Source organism: Streptomyces sp. NPDC048196 (genome assembly GCF_040652715.1).
In the GTDB taxonomy this organism is placed as follows: Bacteria; Actinomycetota; Actinomycetes; order Streptomycetales; family Streptomycetaceae; genus Streptomyces; species Streptomyces siderophoricus.
This window is the reverse complement of sequence record NZ_JBEZMM010000017.1, coordinates 15,812-35,918: the sequence shown is the minus strand read 5'-3', so window position 1 is coordinate 35,918 and position 20,107 is coordinate 15,812. Positions and strand designations below refer to the sequence as shown.

General features: G+C 73.0%; 16 protein-coding genes. 10 read left to right on the top strand and 6 right to left on the bottom strand.

The window, feature by feature from the left end:
- Positions 1 to 179: 179 nt before the first annotated feature.
- Complete coding sequence (locus AB0E02_RS18810; RefSeq protein ID WP_362140723.1) at positions 180 to 533, top strand: DoxX family protein; 354 nt, start codon at positions 180 to 182, stop codon at positions 531 to 533.
- A gap of 84 nt (positions 534 to 617) precedes the next feature.
- Here the strand turns inward: AB0E02_RS18810 and AB0E02_RS18805 are convergent, their stop codons facing one another.
- Positions 618 to 2,114 (bottom strand): prolyl oligopeptidase family serine peptidase, encoded by a 1,497-nt coding sequence (locus tag AB0E02_RS18805; RefSeq protein ID WP_362140721.1) that lies wholly within the window; start codon positions 2,112 to 2,114, stop codon positions 618 to 620.
- On the bottom strand, positions 2,111 to 2,686 hold the full coding sequence (locus AB0E02_RS18800) for a helix-turn-helix domain-containing protein (RefSeq protein WP_362140719.1): 576 nt from the start codon (positions 2,684 to 2,686) through the stop codon (positions 2,111 to 2,113). Before AB0E02_RS18800 ends, AB0E02_RS18805 begins: the two co-directional genes overlap by 4 nt.
- A gap of 228 nt (positions 2,687 to 2,914) precedes the next feature.
- Here AB0E02_RS18800 and AB0E02_RS18795 point away from each other — a divergent pair, with 228 nt between their 5' ends.
- Positions 2,915 to 5,362: a SpoIIE family protein phosphatase gene (locus AB0E02_RS18795; protein ID WP_362140717.1), complete on the top strand. Its 2,448-nt coding sequence runs from the start codon at positions 2,915 to 2,917 to the stop codon at positions 5,360 to 5,362.
- Between the two features lie 9 nt (positions 5,363 to 5,371).
- Here the strand turns inward: AB0E02_RS18795 and AB0E02_RS18790 are convergent, their stop codons facing one another.
- Complete coding sequence (locus AB0E02_RS18790; protein WP_362140715.1) at positions 5,372 to 6,895, bottom strand: aldehyde dehydrogenase family protein; 1,524 nt, start codon at positions 6,893 to 6,895, stop codon at positions 5,372 to 5,374.
- Positions 6,896 to 6,962: 67 nt separating this feature from the next.
- Positions 6,963 to 8,276, bottom strand: a complete 1,314-nt coding sequence (locus AB0E02_RS18785) for a GAF domain-containing protein (protein WP_362140713.1) — start codon at positions 8,274 to 8,276, stop codon at positions 6,963 to 6,965.
- Between the two features lie 174 nt (positions 8,277 to 8,450).
- On the opposite strand from AB0E02_RS18785, the gene AB0E02_RS18780 reads away from it, so the two are divergent.
- The gene (locus tag AB0E02_RS18780; protein WP_362140711.1) at positions 8,451 to 8,906 is read left to right on the top strand and encodes a TetR/AcrR family transcriptional regulator; all 456 of its coding nucleotides are present in this window, start codon (positions 8,451 to 8,453) and stop codon (positions 8,904 to 8,906) included.
- A gap of 93 nt (positions 8,907 to 8,999) precedes the next feature.
- On the opposite strand, the gene AB0E02_RS18775 is transcribed toward AB0E02_RS18780, so the two are convergent.
- The gene (locus AB0E02_RS18775; RefSeq protein ID WP_362140709.1) at positions 9,000 to 10,280 is read right to left on the bottom strand and encodes a glycoside hydrolase family 18 protein; all 1,281 of its coding nucleotides are present in this window, start codon (positions 10,278 to 10,280) and stop codon (positions 9,000 to 9,002) included.
- 361 nt (positions 10,281 to 10,641) lie between these two features.
- Between AB0E02_RS18775 and AB0E02_RS18770 the strand changes: the two genes are divergently transcribed.
- From AB0E02_RS18770 to AB0E02_RS18760, 3 genes are all read left to right on the top strand, one after another.
- A complete protein-coding gene (locus AB0E02_RS18770; protein WP_362140707.1) occupies positions 10,642 to 11,814 on the top strand; it encodes an acyl-CoA dehydrogenase family protein in 1,173 nt (390 codons plus the stop codon).
- A 161-nt stretch (positions 11,815 to 11,975) separates the two neighbouring features.
- Positions 11,976 to 13,118 (top strand): hypothetical protein, encoded by a 1,143-nt coding sequence (locus AB0E02_RS18765; RefSeq protein WP_362140705.1) that lies wholly within the window; start codon positions 11,976 to 11,978, stop codon positions 13,116 to 13,118.
- On the top strand, positions 13,115 to 14,245 hold the full coding sequence (locus AB0E02_RS18760) for a phosphotransferase family protein (protein ID WP_362140703.1): 1,131 nt from the start codon (positions 13,115 to 13,117) through the stop codon (positions 14,243 to 14,245). The genes AB0E02_RS18765 and AB0E02_RS18760 overlap by 4 nt, the downstream gene beginning before the upstream one ends.
- A 75-nt stretch (positions 14,246 to 14,320) precedes the next feature.
- Here AB0E02_RS18760 and AB0E02_RS18755 read toward each other — a convergent pair whose 3' ends face one another.
- Positions 14,321 to 14,746, bottom strand: a complete 426-nt coding sequence (locus tag AB0E02_RS18755; protein WP_362140701.1) for a hypothetical protein — start codon at positions 14,744 to 14,746, stop codon at positions 14,321 to 14,323.
- Positions 14,747 to 14,954: 208 nt separating this feature from the next.
- On the opposite strand from AB0E02_RS18755, the gene AB0E02_RS18750 reads away from it, so the two are divergent.
- The 4 genes from AB0E02_RS18750 to AB0E02_RS18735 all read left to right on the top strand — a co-directional run bounded on the left by AB0E02_RS18750 (position 14,955) and on the right by AB0E02_RS18735 (position 20,040).
- Positions 14,955 to 15,395 carry an Lrp/AsnC family transcriptional regulator gene (locus AB0E02_RS18750; RefSeq protein WP_030412641.1) on the top strand — a complete coding sequence of 147 codons (441 nt, stop codon included), beginning with the start codon at positions 14,955 to 14,957 and terminating at the stop codon, positions 15,393 to 15,395.
- A gap of 67 nt (positions 15,396 to 15,462) precedes the next feature.
- The gene (locus tag AB0E02_RS18745) at positions 15,463 to 17,103 is read left to right on the top strand and encodes an amidohydrolase (protein WP_362140700.1); all 1,641 of its coding nucleotides are present in this window, start codon (positions 15,463 to 15,465) and stop codon (positions 17,101 to 17,103) included.
- A gap of 511 nt (positions 17,104 to 17,614) precedes the next feature.
- On the top strand, positions 17,615 to 19,288 hold the full coding sequence (gene lnt, locus AB0E02_RS18740; RefSeq protein WP_362140876.1) for an apolipoprotein N-acyltransferase: 1,674 nt from the start codon (positions 17,615 to 17,617) through the stop codon (positions 19,286 to 19,288).
- On the top strand, positions 19,285 to 20,040 hold the full coding sequence (locus AB0E02_RS18735; RefSeq protein ID WP_362140698.1) for a polyprenol monophosphomannose synthase: 756 nt from the start codon (positions 19,285 to 19,287) through the stop codon (positions 20,038 to 20,040). The genes lnt and AB0E02_RS18735 overlap by 4 nt, the downstream gene beginning before the upstream one ends.
- Positions 20,041 to 20,107: the final 67 nt, after the last annotated feature.

Below are 20,107 nucleotides of genomic sequence, written 5' to 3'. Positions count from 1 at the left end.
ATAAATATGACGGCGATAACAGCTTGATGAACCGGCCTGGTGGGAAAGGCGGCGGACCGCCCGCGCTGCCTGCCCGCGCCCTCCTCGACGTGGTGATGTCACGAATCGCCGGCCCGCGCTCGTCCCTCGTTCCGACAGCTGTTACAGCGCTCCCCCGGCTACGAAACGAGGTATCTGCCGTGATCCACCCGTGGTGGCTCTTCGCCGGCCTGGCCGCCGTCCAGCTCGGCGACGCAGCACTGTGTCTCAGGCCCGTCGCATTCGTCCGGGCCTGCCTGGAGGATGTCGGCTTTCCACGCCGGTACTGGAGGTGGCTGCCCGTGCTGAAGACCGCCTCGGCGGCCGGCCTGATCGTCGGCATCTGGTTCCTGCCGCTGGCCGTTCTCACCACCGCCTCACTGGTGGCCTACTTCCTCGTCGCCATCTCCCTGCACGTACGCGCCAAGGACTACGGGCGCAACCTCTTCCTCAACGCCACCGCCATGCTTGTCCTGTGCACGTCCACACTGGTCGTCGCGCTCCAGGCGGGGTGAGCCCGGCCCACGGCGCGGGCGCGGAGGGCTCGCCGGGGGGCGTCTTCGGCCGCCGTGGCCCCGGGCCGGGAGTCGCGGTGTTCCTCACGGACGCAACGTCCCCCACCACAGCGCCCACGGCACGAACAGCACCGCCGTCACCATCAGCGTCGCCCGCGCCACCCCGGGCCGGACATGCGGACGCGACCCGGCCGGGGTGCGCTGCCCGTTCCGCCGGCGCCGGACCGTCACCCCGGTCAGCACGACCACGCTGACACTCAGCGCCTGCGCCACCAGCCATCCCGACGGACGCCCCGCCACCACCGGTCCCGCCGCACCCCCGTCGCCCACCACGTACACCGCAAGGGGGCACAGCACCGCGGTGGTTACCGCCACGAGGCCCAGCCCGGCCAGCCAACGCCGCAGGGCCGCTCCCCGGGCCGGGCCGGGCCGCGGGCGCCGCGCGATCCGTCGTAGCGCCCCGCTCACCGGATAGGCGGCGAACCCCAGGAGCAGCAGTACGGGAGGCAGCCAGGCGTACCAGGCCCCGGCTGCGGGGGCACTGGACACCGGCTGCGGCGGGGCGGAGGCGGTGCTCGACCGGGGAGGGTGACCGGCGGCCACCGCAGCCACCCAGGAGGTGAGGGTGTGGACGTAGCCCGGGGCCAGCGCCCCCAATCGCTTGCCCTGATAGAGCGGTCCGGCGATCCGGTCGAAGCCGTCCGAGGTGCGGTGGCCGTTGTGCGCGGCGTCCCGGAGGAAGCGGACGACGACATGCCGGTTGCCCGCCCCGGCCAGGGTGCGCCGAAATATCTGCGCGCTCTCACGCGGTGGCACCTGCCGGTCGTGATCGCCCCACAGGGCCAGCACCGGCGTGTGGCGCAGCCGCCGCAATGCCGGCAACGGATCGAAGTCTCCCTCGGGGAACAGGCCGGTGGAGGCGACGAGTTGGGCGGCGGGCCCCTCCAGGGCGGGCAGGAAGGACCCGGTGATGCCGCGATGCCGCAGATGGGTGGTGAGGTTCCAGGTCTGGGTGCGCAGGGGCGAGTGGCCCGGCCCGCCGATGGTGATCACGAAGCCGACGTCGGAGGAGCGCGCGGCGGCCAGCGGGGCGACCCAGCCCCCCTCGCTGAACCCCCACAGACCGACGTGGTGCGGATCCACCCCCGGCCGGCCCCGCAGCAGCCGCACCCCGGCCACGGCGTCGGCCGCCAGCAGACCGAAGTCGCGGTCCAGCCTGGAGTAGCGCACCGTGCGCTTGTCGTACACCAGCGTCGTGATCCCCGCACGGGCGAAGGCCTCGGCCTCCTGCCGGTACTCCTCGCGAGGCCCCGGACCCGACCCGCCGATCAGCACGATTCCGGGCCGGGCAGGCGCCCTCTGGGCCGTGGCTGTGCTCAGCACCGTTCCGTGCAGGACGAGCCCGTCACCACCCCGGAAGGAAACCTCCTGGTGGACCAGGCCCGCGCCGTCCTGGACGCGTCCGTGCGACCGGTGACCGTCGGCCCGGGCCACACCCGCGGGCACCGGCGCAGCCGCAAGGACGACCGTCCCCACCACGGCCACCAGCGCGGATATGCCTCGACGGAACGAGAGCCTCACGCCGTGCCGTCCTCTTCACCGATCTCGGGGAACCCGAGCAGACGGACCAGGACGGCGCGCGCCTCGGGAGCCGCTTCCTCCTGCGTGGGGGAGTACCGGTGGACCAGCGCGATGTACTCCTCGAAGAACTCCCGGAGTTGCGCCGGATCGAGTCGTAGCGTGGCACGGGAGAAGATCGCCGCATCCGCCCAGGAGCCGAGGGTGTCACGCGCCGCCTCGAACTGCCGGGCGCTGTCGAGAAGTTCGGCGAGGTTCAGCCGGTGCATCTGCGTCAGCGCCTCGCGCATCTGCGGCGTCTGCCGGCTGTACGGCGGGAACCGCCGGTCCCCGGGCACCGCCCGCCACCACCGTTCCCGCCCCTTCGCCAGCTCGGGCGCCTCCTCGATGAACCCGTGCCTGGCCATCTGGCGCAGGTGATAACTGGTCAGTCCGGTGCTCTCGCCCAGTTCGCGGGCGAGAGTGGTGGAGTTGGCGGGGCCCTTGCGCAGGCACTGCTCGATCTTCTGCCGCATGGGGTGCGCGAGCACCCGGAGGGCCTCCACGTCGCTGATTTCCTGAGGTTCGGGTGGCATACAGGGCAGCTTAGAAGTTGCAAAGCTCCCTTGCAAGGCGGATTTGCAACTCTGCCTGCTGAGCCGGGACCCGAACCAACGCAGGTGCCTGCCCGGCCCGTTCAAGGGGAACAACGCCTGGACCACCGCCCGCAGGCGGCTGCCCCCGACGAATGCGCCGATCCGCTCACCGCCGGCCCTCCCGGCCTCGGCGCGCGATCTCGCCGGGGTGGTACGAGGGTGGTAGTGATGGACACACCGGTGACGACGTTCAGCGAGAGTCCCGACGACCCGTTCGCGGTGCGTCGCTCGGCCTCCGCGGTGCTGGACGAGACAGGGCGGGTCGTCGGCTGGAGCGAGCGTGCCGAGGCGCTGCTCGGCTGGTCGCCCGAGGAGGTGCTGGGACGGGCGGCCCGCGACCTGCTGATCGATCCCCGCGATGAAGACGTCGTCATGGCGGCGGTGGCGGCCTGCGTGAGCGCCGGCGGCTGGTTCGGGGTCATCCCTGTGCGGGACCGGGGTGGTGAACGGGTCGAGGTGGGGTGCCGGGCCCGGGCGGTGGTGCGGCAGGACTCCCGCATCGAGTGGTTCCTCGCGAGTGCGCCCGCGGAGCAGGTGATCCAGTGGGAGACGGACCGGTCGGTCCTGGACGGGATGTTCCGCCGGTCCCCGATCGGTCTCGCCGTCCTCGCCCCTGACCTGAGCCTGCTGCGGGTGAACCGGGCGATCGCGCGGTTCGGCGGCCTTCCGGCCGAGCACTACCGGGGGATGCGCACCGGAGACTTCGTCGTCGACCGGGACACGGCCCTGGTGGAGTCGGGGCTTCGGCGGGTGCTCGAAACGGGCGAACCGCTGATCTTCACCGAGCAGCCCTGCCATCTGCGGCACGACCCCCACACGGAGATGTTCGTCTCCGTCTCGGCCTTCCGGATGCAGGATGCGTCCGGGCGGATCCTCGGTGTCACCGAGCTCGTCGAGGACGTCACCGACCGCTACCGGGCGCGCCGGAGACTGGCGCTGCTCAATGAGGCCGGCGCCCGTATCGGCACCACCCTCGACGTGGAGGCCACGGCGCGTGAGCTGGCCGAGGTGGCGGTCCCCGACCTCGCGGACTGCGCCTCCGTGGATCTGCTCGAACCGGTGACCCGCGGTGAGGAGCCGGACCATGAGCCGTCGGCCGCCCTGCGCAGGACGGCCGTGCGGAGCGTCTCGCCGGAGACGCCGCCGGTGATGTTCCCGGTGGGCCACACCATGCACTTCCCCCCGGAGGCACCGCAGGCCAGATGCCTGGCCGAGCGACGTCCCGTCCTCGAACCGGTCCTGGAATTCTCCCCCGCCTGGTCGACCCTGGACCCGGCCAAGGTCGAGCGGGTCCTCGAACTGGGCGTCCACTCACTCATCGTGGTGCCGTTGGTCGCGCGCGGCCTCGTGCTGGGCGTGGTGAGCCTGTGGCGGTGGCGCCGGCCCGAGCCGTTCGAGGAGGACGACCTGACGCTGGCCGAGGAGTTCGCCGCCCGCGCCGCCGTATCCATCGACAACGCCCGGCGCTACACCCAGCAGCAACAGGCCGCGGTCGCGCTGCAGCGCAGCCTGCTCCCGCGCGAGGTGCCCGAGCACCACGCGGTCGAGATCGCCCGTCGGTACCGGCCGGCCGACACCACCGCCGGCGTCGGCGGCGACTGGTTCGACGTCATCCCGCTCTCCGGACTCCGGGTCGCCCTCGTCGTCGGCGACGTGGTCGGCCACGGCATCCACGCCGCGGCCACCATGGGCCGGCTGCGCACCGCGGTCCACACCCTCGCCAACCTCGACCTGCCACCGGACGAGGTGCTTTCCCATCTGGACGACCTCGTGGACCGGCTGGCCGCCGAGCAGGAGGCGACCGACGAGAACTCCCCGCAGATCGTCGGCGCGACCTGCCTGTACGCGGTCTACGACCCGGTCCACGGGCGCTGCGCCCTCGCCCGCGCCGGCCACCCGCCGCCCGCCGTGGTGACCCCGGACGGACGGGTGGACTTCCCCGATCTGCCGGCCGGCCCGCCGCTCGGCCTGGGCGGCCTGCCCTTCGAAGCCACCGAATGGGACCTGCCCGAGGGCTCCCTCCTCGTCCTCTACACCGATGGACTCCTGGCGGCCTGGCGCCGCGATCTCGACGAGGGCCTGGCCCTCTTCCGCGAGGCGCTGAGCGATCCCGCCCGGTCACTGGACGACACCTGCAAGGCGGTGGAGGACGCGCTGCTCCCCGAGAGCCCCCGCGACGACATCGCGTTGCTCGCAGCGCGCACCCGCTGCCTGGCCGAACACCAGGTGGCCACCTGGGAGTTGCCGGCCGAACCGACCGCGGCCGCCGAGGCCCGGAAACTCGCGGCCGCCCAGCTCCACGACTGGGGCCTGGAGGACATGGCCCTCACCACCGAGCTGATCGTCAGCGAGCTGATCACCAATGCCTACCGCTACAGCAGCGGTCCGGCCACCCTCCGGCTCATCCGGGACCACCACCTCATCTGCGAGGTCTCGGACACCAGCAGCACCTCGCCCCACCTGCGCCACGCCGCCACCACCGACGAAGGCGGCCGTGGCCTCTTCCTGATCGCCCAACTCACCGCCCGCTGGGGCACCCGCTACGTACGCAACGGCAAAACCATCTGGGCGGAACAGCCGGTGGAATCGGCGTCCACGGGGGTGGGAAGTGCGTAGGACGGGCGCCTAGAAGAAGCCGAGCTTCTTCGGCGAATACGACACCAGCAGGTTCTTCGTCTGCTGGTAGTGGTCCAGCATCATCTTGTGGTTCTCGCGGCCGATGCCGGACTGTTTGTAGCCGCCGAAGGCGGCGTGGGCCGGGTAGGCGTGGTAGCAGTTGGTCCAGACGCGGCCGGCCTGGATGGCGCGGCCGGCGCGGTAGGCGGTGGAGCCGTCGCGGGTCCAGACGCCGGCGCCGAGGCCGTAGAGGGTGTCGTTGGCGATGCCGATGGCGTCGTCGAAGTCGGAGAAGGGCGCCACGGCGACGACCGGGCCGAAGATTTCCTCCTGGAAGACACGCATGTCGTTGTTGCCCTCGAAGACGGTGGGGCGGACGTAGTAGCCGCCCTCCAGCTCGCCGCCGAGTTCGGCGCGGGTGCCGCCGGTCAGGATGCGGGCGCCTTCCTTCTGGCCGATGTCCAGGTAGGAGAGGATCTTTTCGAGCTGGTCGTTGGACGCCTGGGCGCCGATCATGGTGTCGGTGTCCAGCGGGTGGCCCTGGACGATCTTCTCCGTACGGGCCACGCCGGCCGCCAGGAAGTCGTCGTAGTGGCCGCGCTGGATCAATGCGCGGGACGGGCAGGTGCACACCTCGCCCTGGTTGAGGGCGAACATGGTGAAGCCCTCCACCGCCTTGTCGAGGAAGTCGTCCGCGGCGGCGGAGACGTCGTCGAAGAAGATGTTGGGGCTCTTGCCGCCCAGTTCGAGCGTCACCGGACGCAGGTTCTCCGAGGCGTACTGCATGATCAGCCGGCCGGTCGTGGTCTCGCCGGTGAACGCGATCTTGGCGACCCGGGGGCTGGACGCCAGCGGCTTGCCGGCCTCGACGCCGAAGCCGTTGACGATGTTGACCACGCCGGGCGGCAGCAGGTCGGCGACCAGGCTCATCCAGAAGTGGAGGGAGGCGGGGGTCTGTTCGGCCGGTTTCAGGACGACCGTGTTTCCCGCCGCCAGCGCCGGGGCGAGCTTCCAGGCGGCCATCAGGATCGGGAAGTTCCACGGGATGATCTGTGCGACCACGCCGAGCGGCTCGTGGAAGTGGTAGGCGACGGTGTCCTCGTCGATCTCCGACAGCGAGCCCTCCTGGGCCCGGAGCGCCCCGGCGAAATAGCGGAAGTGGTCGACCGCGAGCGGGATGTCGGCCGCCAGGGACTCGCGTACCGGCTTGCCGTTCTCCCAGCTCTCGGCGACCGCGAGGGCTTCGAGGTGCGCCTCCGTCCGGTCGGCGATCCGGTTGAGGACGGCGGCGCGTTCGGCGGCCGGGGTACGGGCCCAGCCGGGCGCGGCCGCGTGCGCGGCGTCCAGTGCCCGCTCGACGTCCTCGGCGGTGCCCCGGGCGATCTCGGTGAACGGCGCTCCGTTGACCGGCGTCGGATTCTCGAAGTACCGGCCCGCCGCGGGCGCCACGAACTCGCCGCCGATCCAGTGGTCGTAGCGCGGCAGATAGCTCATCACGGCATCGGCGGAACCCGGGTTGGCGTAGCGGGCCATGAGGCGGCCTCCCCATCACTCTCGGTGCGGTGCCCGCCGCTCCCGTGCGGCGGACGATGGGCGCACCCTAGGGCGGCGGAGGTTGCCGGAACGTTGCGCTGCGCGCGGCGGCCGGGGCGGGCGCCGCGCCGCCGGTCAGGCCGTACGCGGCGCGCAACCGGTCCGCGGTGGCGCGCGGCACGCCGCGGGCCGGTGACCGCTCCGGCAGCGCGTCCACCAGGGCCTCCCAGACCTCCAGGTCGTCCTCGCCCCACGGCGTACGGGACCACGCGCCCAGCAGTCCCGGATCGCGCGCGGCGAGCAGGGCGGCGCGCAGCCGGTCGGCGAGCGCGTCCCGCAGCCGCCGCACACCGGGTGCCTCCGACGACGGCAGCAGCGGGCCGCGGTAGCCGTCCAGCGCGGACCACGGGTCGCCGGCCGCCAGCCGTTCCTCGACCGTGCCGAGGTCGGTCTCCACCGGCCGGCTCAGGCGGTACGGACGCGAGTGCAGCAGGCCCCCGACGAGCTGCCGCAGCCGGGACAGCTCGGCGCGCAGCGTCACCGGGCGCATCTCGCGCTCGCCGTAGAGCTGGACCGTGAGCTGATCGCCCGTCAGCCCCGCGGGATGACGGGCCAGCAGCAGCACGATCTCGCTGTGCCGGCGCCCGAGCCGCAGCCGCCGGCCGTCGACGACCAGCAGCGCCTCGTCCCGTCCGAGCACGGACAGGTACGCGCCCGGTGCCGGCGTCCCGGCCGCGAGATGGGCCTCCGCGGCCCGGGCGGTGGCCTGCACCAGGGCCAGGCTGTGCGGGCTCGCCAGATGGTCGCCGCCGGTGATGTCCACCGCGCCCAGCAGCCGCCCGGTCCGCGGATCGTGCAGCGGCGCGGCCGCACAGGTCCAGCGCTGCACCTGCCGGTTGTAGTGCTCGGCGGCGAAGATCTGCACGGCGTGGTCGGCGGCGAGCGCGGTGCCGGGTGCGTTGGTGCCGGCGTGCGGCTCGTCCCAGCGCGCGCCGACCACGAAGTTCATCCGCTCGGCGCTGCGCCGCACCCCGCGGTGCCCCTCCACCCACAGCAGCCGCCCCTGCTGGTCGCAGACGGCCAGCAGATGCGCCCCGTCCTGCGCGATGCTGCCCAGCAGGTCCCGGAAGACGGGCATCGCGCGGGCCAGCGGATGGCTCTCGCGGTGGGCCCGCAGCGCCGCCTCGTCCAGTTCGATCGGCGCGGCACCGTCCCACGCGGCCCGCGCATGCGCGGACCGGCGCCACGACTCGGCGACGACCCGGCGGACCGGCGGGGCGACGGTCCCGTCGGCCAGGAACGCGGCATGGGCCCGGCGCACCGTCCGGGTGCGCTCCACCGGATCGGCACCGGCCTCCATCGCCAGCCAGGGGTTGACCACGTGTCACCTCTCCGCAGCGGCTCCTGCACCGTACGTGCCGATGGTGCTCGGCCGGGACGGAGCCGTAAACCCCGCCTGCCCGCCGTCGCTCAGGCGTGCGGATGTCCCGCGTGCAGCCGCAGGCGCGTCCGGGATGATCAGGTCCGAGGCGGCGCGGTACGGCGGTCGGGGCTCATGACGCTCTGTCATACGCCCTGTACGTCACGGAAGGCCGGGCTGGTCGAGCGGGGCGGCGCCACCCACGACCTGCCGCCGGCCGCACGCGTGCAGCGCACCGTCGACGGCCATCTGCGCTACGCCCAGCACCACCAGGCCGCCTACCGCGCCCTCCTCACCGGCGGGGTCGGCTTCGACGCCGAGGTGATGGCGATCCGCGACCCGGTGCGCGCCCGGCTGCTCGGCACCATCGCGCTCGGCGCCTGGGGCCGTACCGACCTCCCGCCGCTCGCCCGCACCGCGCTGACCGGCTGGCTCTCCGGCGTCGAGGGCGTCACCCTGGACCGGATCGCGGAGCAGGAGGTGCCCCGCGAGACGGTGGTGGCGCTGCTGGTGCGCGGGCTGGGCGACACCCTCCGACTGATCGAGGAGTTCGAACCGGCCTGCCCGGCCCCGCCGCGGTCGCCCGTCTGAGACCGGCGGGGCGCATGCCGGGCCGGCGGGGCGGCATGCCGGACGGGCGGGAGGTCGCCACCTCCCGCCCGTCCGGGTCCCGTGCGCCGACCGCTAGTTGATCGCCTTGATCAGCTCGCCGTTGGTGGTGTCACCGCTCAGTTCCCAGAAGAACGTGCCGCCCAGGCCCTGGGCGTTCTTGAAGGCCATCTTGGTCCCGATGGTCTCCGGGGTGTCGTAACTCCACCACTGGTCACCGCACTTGGCGTACGCGGTGCCGCCCACCTTGCCGGTGGCCGGGCAGCGGGTCTTGAGCACCTTGTAGTCGTCGATGCCGGCCTCGTACTTGCCCGGCGCGGCACCGGTCGCGGTGCCGCCCGGCGCGTCCTGGGTGACGCCCGACCAGCCGCGGCCGTAGAAGCCGATGCCCAGCAGCAGCTTGCTCGCCGGCACCCCGAGGCCCTTCAGCTTGGCGATGGTGTCGGTGGTGTTGAAACCGGCCTTGGGGATGCCGTGGTACGACGAGAGCGGGGAGTGCGGCGCGGTCGGTCCCTTGGCGTCCCAGGCGCCGAAGTAGTCGTACGTCATCGGGTTGTACCAGTCGACGTACTGGGCGGCGCCCGCGTAGTCGGCGGCGTCCATCTTGCCGCCGGCCGAGGCGTCCGCGGTGATCGCCGCGGTCACCAGGTTGTTCCCGCCGAACTTCGCCCGCAGCGCCTTCATGACGTTCGTGAAGGCGTCCTTCCCGCTGGTGTCGCAGGTCAGACCGCAGGCGTTGGGGTACTCCCAGTCGATGTCGATGCCGTCGAAGACGTCCGCCCAGCGCGGGTCCTCGACCAGGTCGTAGCAGGACTGCGCGAAGGCGGCCGGGTTCTTGGCGGCCTCGCCGAAGCCGCCGGACCAGGTCCAGCCGCCGAAGGACCAGATCACCTTGAGGCCGGGGTGCAGCTTCTTGAGCTTCCTGAGCTGGTTGAAGTTGCCGCGCAGCGCACCGGCGTCCCAGGTGTCCGCCTTGCCGTCGACGCTCTGGTCGGCGGTGTAGGCCTTGTCGTAGTCGGCGTAGGAGTCACCGATGGCGCACCTGCCGCCCTGGACGTTGCCGAAGGCGTAGTTGATGTGTGTCAGCTTGGCCGCCGACCCGGACGTCTCGACGTTCTTGACGTGGTAATTGCGGTCGTAGACACCCCAGTTGGTGAAGTAGCCGACCACCTTGCTGCCCGCCGCGGCCGGCTTCGCCGTGGGGACGGCGGCCGCGGACGGGTGCGGGGCGGAGGTGCCGGCCGGGTGGGCGGAGGCCGGGCCGGCGAGCAGAGTGCCGGCCAGCGCCGCGGTACACAGCGCGGTGGCGGCGGCGATCAGCCGGCGCGGCGATCGCCTCCGGTGCGGTCTGAGCATGTCGTCTCCTCGGAGGGGGGCGAGGGGGAAGCTTGCGGACCTGCGTTCCGAATTGGCATGAACGCGTTGAACGTTGAGGAGAAGGTAGAAGGACTAGACCAGTGCGTCAATGGTTCGGACCAATTTCACCGGCGGTCGGTAGCGGCACCCCGTGCCACCCGGGTAGGGGGCCGGAACCCTTATCCGCAGTTGATCAACCAGTGACGCGGGGCCGCCGATCGGGCATACTCCTAGCGCCACAGCCGCAGGTCATCGCCTTCCGCGACCCGGAAAGCGATCATCGGCCTGGCACTACGGAAACGGCGCCGCCGCCCACCCCGCGTGCGTCGCCGCAGCGCCCGACAGGGAGGAGAGCGCCGCCATGACCGAGTACGGCCCCCGGCCGGTGGACCGCAGGCTGCCCACGGAGGAAGCCCGCGACCTGATGACGCTCGTGCGAGAGCTCGCCGAGCGCGAGATCAGGCCGACCGCCGCCGAGGAGGAGGACGCCGGCCGCTTCCCCCGTGAGACCTTCCGGCTGCTGTCGGAATCCGGACTGCTCTCGCTGCCCTACGACGAGGAATTCGGCGGGGGCGGCCAGCCCTACGAGGTCTACCTCCAGGTCGTCGAGGAGCTCGCGGCCGCCCGCCTCACCGTCGGCCTCGGCGTCAGCGTGCACACCCTCGCCTGCCACGCCCTCGCCGGCTACGGCACGAAGGAACAGCGCGCCGAACACCTCCCCGCCATGCTCGGCGGCGGCCTGCTGGGCGCCTACTGCCTCTCCGAGCCGTCCTCCGGCTCCGACGCCGCCTCGCTGACCACCCGCGCCGAACGCGAGGGTGACTCCTGGACCCTGAACGGCACCAAGGCCTGGACCACCCACGGCGGGGTGGCCGACTTCTACACCGTCCTCGCCCGCACCGGCGGCAGCGGCGCCCACGGCATCACCGCCTTCCTCGTGCCCGGCGACGCCGACGGCCTGAGCGCCGCGGCCCCCGAGCGCAAGATGGGCATGAAGGGCTCGCCGACCGCCCAGCTGCACTTCGACGGCGTCCGCGTCCCCGACGCCCGCCGCCTCGGCGACGAGGGCCAGGGCTTCGCCATCGCGCTGTCCGCCCTGGACTCCGGCCGCCTGGGCATCGCCGCCTGTGCCGTCGGCGTCGCCCAGGCGGCGCTGGACGAGGCGCTCTCGTACACCGCCGAGCGCCGGCAGTTCGGCCGCCCCCTGGTGGACTTCCAGGGCCTGCGCTTCATGCTGGCCGACATGGCCACCCAGATCGAGGCCGGCCGGGCGCTCTACCTCACCGCCGCCCGGCTGCGGGACGCCGGTCTGCCGTTCTCCAAGGAGGCGGCGATGGCCAAGCTCTTCTGCACCGACACCGCGATGCGGGTCACCACCGACGCCGTCCAGCTCCTCGGCGGCTACGGCTACACCCTCGACTTCCCGGTCGAGCGCTACATGCGCGAGGCCAAGGTCCTGCAGATCGTCGAGGGCACCAACCAGATCCAGCGCATGGTCATCGCCCGCCACCTCGCGGGCCCGGAAGGCCGCTGATCTTCACCGGGCGGGCCGGCGCACCCGGCCCGCCCGCTTCTCGACACCTCTCACCCCGACCGGGGTCTGGCCGTCCGCGCCGAGCTGACGTACCGTCAACTCCCCGCCGCGGCCCGCGAGTCCAGGCGGTGCCCGGCCTGCCCGAGCGCCCAGGAGGAGAAGTGTCCGACCGTCCCATCGCGCTCGACGAATACCCGATCCACCAGGTCCCGCTGTCCCTGCGGCACGTCGCCACCGGCGACCGCAACGCCTACGACCGGTGCATCTTCCACGTCCTGGACCACTCGGGCCGGGCCCTGCTGATCGCCGGCCTCGGGGTCTACCCCAACACCGGCGTCATCGACGCCTACGCCACCCTCCGCCTCGGCGATCGGCTGCACGCCGTACGCGCCTCCGACGCGCTCACCGACGACCGGATGGCGCTCACCGTCGGCCCGCTCTCGATCACCGTCGAGGAGCCGCTCGCCCGGCTGCGGCTGACCTGCGCCGCGGACCCCGGCGACCCGGACGGCCTGGCGTACGACCTGACCTGGACCGCGGCCTTCCCGGCGACCTGGGAACCGCACCACACGCAGTACCGCGGCGACCGGCTGACGCTCCAGGCCCGGCGGTTCGTCCAGGCCGGCACCTGCACCGGCCGGATCCGCGTCGCGGGGGAGGAGATCGCCGTCACGGCGGGGGAGTGGAGCGGGACGCGCGACCGCAGCTGGGGCGTCCGGCCGATCCCCGGCGAGGACCCCGGACGGGCCGGGGAGGAAATGCGGACCGAGGGCTTCCACTGGATCTGGTGCCCGGTCCGCTTCGACGACCGGTTCGTCATGGTCATCGTCCAGGAGGACGCCGACGGGTACCGCACCCTGAACGAGGCGCGGCAGGTCCGCCCGGACCGCCCCGACGTCCAACTCGGCTGGCCCCACACGGACATCACCTACCGCCCCGGCACCCGGCACCCCGAGCGCGCGGTCGTCCACCTCACCGGCCCGGCCCGCGAACCACTGGACCTCACCGCCGAGATCCTCACCTCCTCGCCCCTGGCCGTCGGCGCCGGCTATCCCCCCGCTGATCCTGTCGACGACTGGCAGCACGGCACCTGGCGCGGCCGCGGCTGGACCGACCGCCGGGTGTACGACCTCAAGGACCCGGCGGCGCACCCCCTCGCCCACTACGGCGTCACCGACCACGCCGCCCGCTTCACCCTCGACGGCCGCACCGGCTACGGGATCTTCGAACACGGCAGCTTCGGACGCCATGACCCCAGCGGCTTCGCCGACCACGCCGCGGTGGCCCCGGAGTCGGACCGATGAGCACCGCGCCCCGGCCCCGCACCACCACCCGCGACCCCGACGAGCTCACCGCCCGGCTCACCGCCTGGCTCGGCACCCGGCTCCCCGGCGCCCGCGCCACCCGCACCACCGTCCCCGGCTCCAACGGCATGTCCAGCGAGACGCTGCTCTTCGACATCGAGCACGCTCATCCGCCGTCCCCCAGGCTCTCGGCTTCGCCCGAGCAGGGAGGGACCCCCATGCGCTGCGCCCTGCGGCTGGCCGCCGACCCGGCCGCGTACACCGTCTTCCCGCGCTACGACATGCCCCGCCAGTACCGCACCATGCGGCTGGTCGCCGCGCACACCGACCTCCCCGTGCCCCGCACCCTCTGGCTGGAGGAGGACCCGGCGCACCTCGGCGCGCCGTTCTTCGTCATGGCCCGGGCCGACGGCCGGGTGCCGCCGGACGTCATGCCCTATACGTACGAGGGGAATTGGCTGTCCGGAGCCACCGACACCGAACGCGACCGGCTGGAGGCCGCCAGTGTCGGGGTGCTCGCCCGGCTCCACGACCAAGTCCCGCCCGCCGAGGCCGAATTCCTCTCCGCCGCCGGAACCGGGAGCGCCCTGCAGCGGCACGTCGCGGCCCAACGCGCCTACTACGCCTGGGTCGTTGCGGACACCCCGCGCTCACCGCTGATCGAGCGCGGCTTCGCCTGGCTCGCCGACCACTGGCCCGCCGATCCCGGCGAGACCGTACTGACCTGGGGCGACGCCCGGATCGGCAACATCGTCTACGACGGTTTCGAACCCGCCGCGGTACTCGACTGGGAAATGGCCGCGCTCGGGCCCCGGGAACTTGACCTGGGCTGGATGATCTACCTCCACCGCTTCTTCCAGGACCTCACCGAAGGCAGCGGCCAACGCGGGCTGCCCGGTTTCCTGCGCCGGGACGCCGTCGAGAGCCGCTACGCCCGGCTCACCGGGCACACCCCGCGCGACATGGAATTCCACACCCTCTACGCGGCGCTGCGGCACGCCGTCGTGATGCTGAGAGTGGCCTACCGCCAGGTGCACTTCGGGGAGGTGCCGGTACCGGAGGACGCCGATGCGCTGATCCTCCACCGGGACAGCCTGGAGGCGATGATCGAGGGCCGGTACTGGTGAGCCACTGAGGCCGGACCCTGGCCCCGGTACGCGTACGAGGAACACCGCGGCCGCCGGACGGCCGCGGGCGGAACGTCAGGCGCTGTGGCGCATCCGCGGCACCCGCAGCGGACGGGTGCCGGGCCCGCCGATGTGCGAGAACGGCTGGCGGCGCCAGTCCAGGCCCTCCGGCAGGGTCAGCAGCACGGCCGCGTCCTGCTCCTGGGCGTCCAGCGCGTCCTCGGTCTCCGGGGCCTCGGCCGCCGGCCGGCCCGAACCCTGGCACACCGTCAGTCCGAAGGGATTCCACGGAGTCGGGCACAGCGCGTGCTCGGGAAGGGCGTCCTCGTCCGCCAGCAGCGCGATCGGCTGCAGGCAGTCCGGGCAGGTCACCCGGTAGATCTCGAAGGTGTCGAAGGCGTCGTACGCATCGTCGTCGCCGGTGAGGCCGGAACTGTCGCCCTCCTGGGCGCCGATGTTCGCGGCGGCGGAGTCCTGCTGAAGGCGTCGCATGATGTCCATCCCCCTCGGGTGGGCCGCGGGGACCGCTGACTTCCTTGACGGGCGGTCCTGGCCACCACCAGCAATTCCCTTCATGCCGCGCGCATAATCGCGACCGCCCCACGGACACGGGTTCACCCATGTGGCATTGGTCACACGGCAGGGCGCGGGGGTGTCCACGATCCGGCGCACGATGCGCATACGCGCCCGCGCACAGTAGGTTGAACGGGTGGAGGAGTTGGACCGACAAATCGTGGATCTGCTCGTCAAGGACGGGCGGATGAGCTACACCGACCTGGGCAAGGCGACCGGCCTGTCCACCTCGGCGGTGCACCAGCGGGTGCGCCGCCTGGAGCAGCGCGGCGTGATCCGCGGCTACGCCGCGATCGTGGACCCGGAAGCCGTGGGCCTGCCGCTCACCGCCTTCATCTCGGTCAAACCCTTCGACCCCAGCGCCCCCGACGACATCGCCGACCGGCTCGCCGAGGTCCCGGAGCTGGAGGCCTGCCACAGCGTCGCCGGCGACGAGAACTACATCCTCAAGGTCCGGGTCGCCGCCCCGCTCGAACTGGAACACCTGCTCACCCGCATCCGCACGCTCGCCGGCGTCTCGACCCGCACCACCGTCGTGCTGTCCACCCCGTACGAGTCCCGCCCGCCGCGCATCTGACCCGAAGGACACCCTCGGGTGCCCCCTGCGTGCGGAGCGTGCCCGCCCAGGGGCCAGACTGTCCGGTATGAGCGAGCACATCCCCGACCCGGCTTCCCCCCGTACGGTTCTGCTGCGCGGCGGTGAGGTGCACAGTCCCGCCGACCCCTTCGCCACCGCCATGGTCGTGGAGGGGGACCGCATCGCCTGGGTCGGTGAGGAGGGCGCGGCCGATTCCTTCGCCGACGGCGTCGACGAGGTCGTCCGGCTGGACGGGGCGCTGGTCACCCCGGCGTTCACGGACGCACATGTGCACACCACGGCCACCGGGCTCGCGCTCACCGGCCTCGACCTGCTCGGCGCCACCTCGCTGGCCGACGCGCTGGCCCGCATCCGGGCCCACACCGACGCCCGCCCGGCGGACCGGATCCTGCTCGGGCACGGCTGGGACGCCAGCGCCTGGCCCGAGGGCCGCCCGCCGTCCCGCGCCGAACTGGACGCCGCCACCGGCGGCCGGCCGCTCTACCTCACCCGGGTCGACGTGCACTCCGCCGTCGTCACCACCGCCCTGCTGGACCTCGTCCCCGGCATCCGCGACCGCGTGGGTTTCCGCGCCGACGCCCCGCTGACCGGGGACGCCCACCATGCGGCCCGCCGCGCTGCCTTCGCCACCGTCACCCCCGCCCAGCGCGCCGAGGCCCAGGCCGCCACCCTGGCCCGGGCCGCCGCACTCGGCATCGGCAGCATCCACGAATGCGCCGGCCCGGAGATCTCCGGCGAGGACGACTTCACCGCACTGCTCGCCCTCGCCCGGCAGGGGACCGGCCCCCGCGTGGTCGGCTACTGGGCCGAGGCGGTCGCATCCGCAAAGGACGCCGAGCGGATCCGTGAGCTGGGCGCGATCGGCGCCGCGGGCGATCTGTTCGCCGACGGCTCGCTCGGCTCGCACACTGCCCATCTGCACGCCCCGTACGCGGACGCCGACCACACCGGCACCGCGCAGCTCGACGCCGACGCGATCGCCGCCCATGTCGCCGCCTGCACCGAGGCCGGCCTGCAGGCCGGCTTCCACGCCATCGGCGACGCCGCCCTGACCAGCGTCGTCGACGGCGTACGGGCCGCCGCCGAGCGGGTGGGAACGGACCGCGTCCGGGCCGCCCGGCACCGCGTCGAACACGCCGAAATGCTCACCGCGGCCACCATCGCCGGCTTCGCCGAGCTGGCCCTCACCGCCTCCGTCCAGCCCGCCTTCGACGCGGCCTGGGGCGGCACCGACGGTATGTACGCCGCCCGCCTCGGCGCCGAGCGGGCAGCCACCCTCAACCCGTACGCCGCGCTGCTCAAGGCCGGTGTGCCGCTCGCCCTGGGCTCCGACAGCCCGGTCACCGCGCTCGACCCCTGGGGCACCGTGCGCGCCGCGGTCTTCCACCGCACCCCCGGCCACGGCATCTCCGCCCGCGCCGCCTTCACCGCCCACACCCGGGGCGGCTGGCGGGCCGTCGGCAGGGACGACGCGGGCGTCCTGGTCCCCGGCGCGCCCGCCGACTACGCGGTCTGGCGCACCGGCGACCTGGTCGTCCAGGCCCCCGACGAGCGGGTGGAGCGCTGGTCCACCGACCCCCGCTCGGGCACCCCCGGCCTGCCCGATCTCACCCCGGGCCGGGACCTCCCGGTGTGCCTGCGCACGGTCGTCGGCGGCCGCACGGTCTTCGGGCCGCCGATCGAGTGACATCGGGCGGGCAGGTCCCTTCACGGCCCGTGCTTGCCGCTACTCGCCCCACCAGGGGCCGCTCGTTGCTGACCTGGGACGACGCGAAAACGACGCAGGCGGAGCACCTGTTGACAGCAGGCGGTCGGCGGCCGGTAGGTTCGGCCGAGTCCACCACAGGACGTCCGACCGGGAGACCTCCGCGCAGTCGTCGAACGCAGCTGGGCCATGGGGCGGTGCGCCACGGCACACCGCCACTGGGAGCCAGGTCCAGCACCAGCGGTACGGGGCGACGGAGGGTTTCGGCTGGTCGGCAGGTGCGACCCGGGTGGGGCCCGGACGCTCAGTAGACAACGGCTCTCGGTCGACCCGCAGCCAGCGGGTCCCAGGTCGGCCCGAAGGGCGCCCGGGCCCCGATCCGCACCCGTCTTCGGTGTTCTTCACCTTCTGCGCACCCCGCACCCACGATTCCGGTCATCCGATGTACGGTCAGCTCACATATGCATGACCTGCTGCAGGAAGGCCCGTGACCGTGCCGTCGGGTTCCGACACCACCCAAGAAGCCGTGCGCGGCCCCTCGCCCGGCGGCGCGGTGCCGCCCACCACGACCGGCGCCCCGGCCGCCCCCGTGCGCCCGGGACGGACCCGCCGCCTGCTCTCCCTGGCCCGCCGGGAGGCGCTGCGCACCGGCCTCGCGGTCGTCTCCGGCGTCGCGCTGGGCCTGGCCTTTCCGCCGTACGACCTGTGGCCGCTGTCGCCGCTGGCGGTGGCCGCGACGGCCCTGCTGACCCGCGGCCGGACCGCCCGCCAGGGCGCCTGGACCGGCCTCGCCTTCGGCCTGCCGTTCTTCCTGATCCTGCTCAAGTGGCTGCACGTCGTCGGCTGGGACGCCGTGGTGGGCCTCTCGTTCGCCGAGGCGCTCTTCGTGGCGCTGCTCGGCGCCGGGCTCGCGCTCACCTCCCGGCTGCCGGCCTGGCCGCTGTGGGGTGCCTGTCTGTGGGTCGCCGAGGAATGGGCCCGCGACCGGCTGCCGTTCGGCGGCTTCCCCTGGGGGCGGCTGGCCTTCGCGAACACCGGCTCGCCGTTCACCCCGCTCGCCGCGCTCGGTGGCGCCCCGCTGGTGACCTTCGCGGTCGCGCTGACCGGCACGCTGCTGGCGGCCTGCGCCGCCGTGCTGTGGGGCCTGCGCGGCAACGGAACGGTCCGCCGGGCGGTGCCGGCACTGGAGGCGTTCGGGCTGGCCGCCGCGGTCACCGCGGCCGGGGTGCTGGTGCCGGTCCCCACCAAGGCCGACGACACCGTCGACATCGCCGTGGTCCAGGGCAACGTCCAGCAGGCCGGAATGGACTTCCTGGGCCGCCCCATGAAGATCCTCGACAACCACGCCACGGCCACCGAGAAGCTCGCCGCCGACATCAAGGCCGGCCGCGCCAAGAAGCCGGACCTGGTCATCTGGCCGGAGAACTCCTCCGACCTCGACCCGTTCCAGTACCCACAGGCGTACGACCGGATCGACGAGGCGGTCAAGGCGATCGGCGTGCCCGTGCTCGTCGGCGCCCTCGTGGACCATCCGTCCAAGAAGGGCTACGTCTTCAACGAGGGCATCGTCTGGGACCCGAAGAAGGGGCCGGGCGCCTCGTACACCAAGCAGCACCCGGTGCCGTTCGGCGAGTACGTACCGTTCCGGGAGCAGCTCAGCAAGATCATCACGCGCTTCCAGCGGGTGCCGCGCGACTTCTATCCCGGCGACCACACCGGCCTGCTGCAGGTCGGCCCCGCCAAGCTCGGCGACGTCATCTGCTTCGAGGTCGCCTACGACGAGATCGTGCACGACACCGTCGGCGCCGGCGCCCGGGCCCTGGTCATCCAGACCAACAACGCCACCTACGGGCGCACCGGCCAGCCCGAGCAGCAACTGGCGATGTCCAAGCTGCGCGCCGTCGAGCACGGCCGCGCGGTGGTCACCGCGGCCACCAGCGGCATCAGCGCGGTGGTCGCTCCGGACGGCACGGTCACCCACCGGATCCCGGAATTCACCCAGGGCGTGGTCTCCGCCCGCATACCTCTGCGGAACGAAACGACGCTCGCCGACCGCGTCGGCGCCGCACCTGAATGGGCGCTCGCTATCGTGGGCCTTCTGTCCTGTGCCGCCGCGGTGATCGGTGGCCGGCGCGGGCGTACGAAGGACGAGAAGGGGCAGCAGTGACAGACGGTCAGCGGCGGTACGGTCCGCTCGGCACCACCTTGGTGATCATCCCGACGTACAACGAGGCGGAGAACATCAAGCCGGTCGTCTCGCGGGTGCGGGCCGCCGTCCCCGAGGCGCACATCCTCGTCGCGGACGACAACAGCCCGGACGGGACCGGCAAGCTGGCCGACGAACTGGCCGCCGAGGACGATCAGGTGCACGTCCTGCACCGCAAGGGCAAGGAAGGGCTCGGCGCCGCCTATCTGGCGGGCTTCCGGTGGGGCATCGACAACGGCTACGGCGTGCTCGTCGAGATGGACGCCGACGGCTCGCACCAGCCCGAGGAACTGCCCCGGCTGCTGACCGCCCTCAAGGGCGCCGATCTGGTCCTCGGTTCGCGCTGGGTGCCCGGCGGCCGGACCGTCAACTGGCCCAAGTACCGCCAGTTCATCTCCCGCGGCGGCAGCACGTACTCCCGGCTGGTGCTGGACCTGCCGCTGCGCGACATCACCGGCGGCTACCGCGCCTTCCGGGCGGAGACCCTCCAGGGGCTCGGGCTCGACGAGGTGGCCTCCCAGGGCTACTGCTTCCAGGTCGACCTCGCCCGGCGCGCGGTGCAGGCCGGCTACCACGTCGTCGAGGTGCCGATCACCTTCGTCGAACGGGAGCACGGCGACAGCAAGATGAGCCGGAACATCGTCGTCGAGGCACTGTGGCGGGTGACGGCCTGGGGCGTCGGCTCCCGGGTGGACAAGCTCCGCGGCCGCTGACCCGGCGCCCGGGCCCCGGACATGATCCGTACCCGTCGTCCGCGGGCGGTCCGACGGGGCGCGCCAG